The organism is Kitasatospora sp. NPDC127067 (assembly GCF_042724755.1).
Taxonomy (GTDB): domain Bacteria; phylum Actinomycetota; class Actinomycetes; order Streptomycetales; family Streptomycetaceae; genus Kitasatospora; species Kitasatospora lactacystinica.
In genome coordinates this window covers 1-1,565 of sequence record NZ_JBHXEM010000300.1, presented here as the reverse complement: position 1 = coordinate 1,565, position 1,565 = coordinate 1, and the positions used below count along the sequence as shown (strand labels likewise).

General features: G+C 75.1%; 2 protein-coding genes. One reads left to right on the top strand and one right to left on the bottom strand.

The window, feature by feature from the left end:
- The coding region (locus tag ACFWJ4_RS41575) for a hypothetical protein (protein WP_380554678.1) at nucleotides 1-281 on the bottom strand (281 nt) is incomplete at its 3' end.
- A gap of 314 nt (nucleotides 282-595) precedes the next feature.
- Here ACFWJ4_RS41575 and ACFWJ4_RS41570 point away from each other — a divergent pair.
- Nucleotides 596-1,423, top strand: coding sequence for a TIGR02452 family protein (locus ACFWJ4_RS41570; RefSeq protein ID WP_380554675.1), 828 nt, complete (start codon nucleotides 596-598; stop codon nucleotides 1,421-1,423).
- Nucleotides 1,424-1,565 lie beyond the last annotated feature (142 nt).

The window sequence follows — 1,565 nt, the reverse complement described above, 5'->3', positions numbered from 1 at the left end:
GCTTCAACCGTGACGACCGTGGCGGCCGTTCCGGTGGCTTCGGTGACCGTGACAACCGTGGTGGCGGCTTCAACCGTGACCGCGACGACCGTGGCGGCCGTTCCGGTGGCTTCGGTGACCGTGACAACCGTGGCGGCGGCTTCAACCGTGACCGCGACGACCGCGGCGGCCGCTCCTTCGGCGACCGTCCGGCCCGTTCCTTCGGTGACCGCCCGGCCTTCGGCCGTGACCGCGACGAGCGCGGCGGCAGCAGCCGTCCGTTCGCGCGCCGCGACGACCACCGCTCCGGCGGCCGTCCGCAGTCCGACCGCGGTGGCTTCAACCGTGACCGCGGCGGCTTCGGCGCCGGCCGTGACCGCGAGGACCGTCGCCCGGGCGGTTTCGACCGCGACGACCGCAAGCCGCGCTGGAAGAACTGACGCCGCACCGGCGGTAGTCGACCGCCGACCCGGCTGAACGTACGAAGGGCCCGCTCCGTCCCCCGGAGCGGGCCCTTCGCGTTCCCCGGCACCCCCGCGCAGGCCCCCGGGGCGTTGTTCTGGGAGTGAGAATAACCTGTGGCGCGCGGGCGCCGCGGTCCCGTAGCGTCGCGGCCATGAGCAGCAGACTGCACGATGTGGCGCGAGTGAACGAGGAGATCGCCGAGCGGGGGAGCTACCGGACGGCCGGGGGCGAACTCGTGCAGGTGGGGGAGGAGTTGGGGGCGGCGCGGGCCGGTACGGTGTCCTACGCGCCGGAGGGGCTGGACGCGCTGCTGGCGGCGGGCGACCGCGGGCCGGGGCCGGCGGCCGGACGGATCGAGGTGACGGCCGAGGGCAGCATCCAGGCCGCCCGCCGGCTGGTCGGGGCCGGGGCGGGGCCGGTCGGGGTGCTGAACTTCGCCTCCGCGCGCAATCCCGGCGGCGGCTACCTGCGCGGCGCCCGCGCCCAGGAGGAGGACCTGTGCCGCAGCGCGCTGCTGTACAGCTGCCTGCGGGAGGCGCCGGACTACTACGAGGCGCACCGGGCCTCCACCGACCTCCGGTACAGCCACCGGGTGATCGTCTCGCCGGCGGTGCCGGTGATCCGGGACGGGCGCGGAGAGCTGTTGGCGCAGCCGTACCCCGTCACCTTCCTGACCTCGCCCGCGCCCAACGCCGGGCAGCTGGAACGGCGTTCGGCCGGTGCGGACGTCCGGGGCGTGCTCGCCGAGCGGGCCGTGCGGGTGCTCGCGGCGGCGGCCCGGCACGAGGTGCGCACGCTGGTGCTCGGGGCCTGGGGCTGCGGGGTGTTCCGCAACGACCCGGCGCAGGTCGCCGAGGCCTTCGAGGGGGCGCTGGCCCGGTACGGGGCGGCCTTCGACCAGGTGGTGTTCGCGGTCTGGGACCGCTCGCCGGTCTCGGCGAACCGGGCCGCCTTCGAGGCCCGGTTCACCGCGGGGTGACCGGCCGGCGGCCGGCTACTTCCGGCGGGCGGCGAGCGCCGTGGGGGGCGGGGGGGGCGCCGCGGCCCCCCCAGGCGGTTATTAAAAAAAAACAACCCCCCCGACCAAAAGAAAAATCGTAATAGGGGGGAGGGGTTTTAAT

What these genes read in the sequence shown, in the direction of transcription:
- ACFWJ4_RS41570 (WP_380554675.1), top strand. Translation starts at nt 596, where the DNA reads ATGAGCAGCAGACTGCACGATGTGGCGCGAGTGAACGAGGAGATCGCC.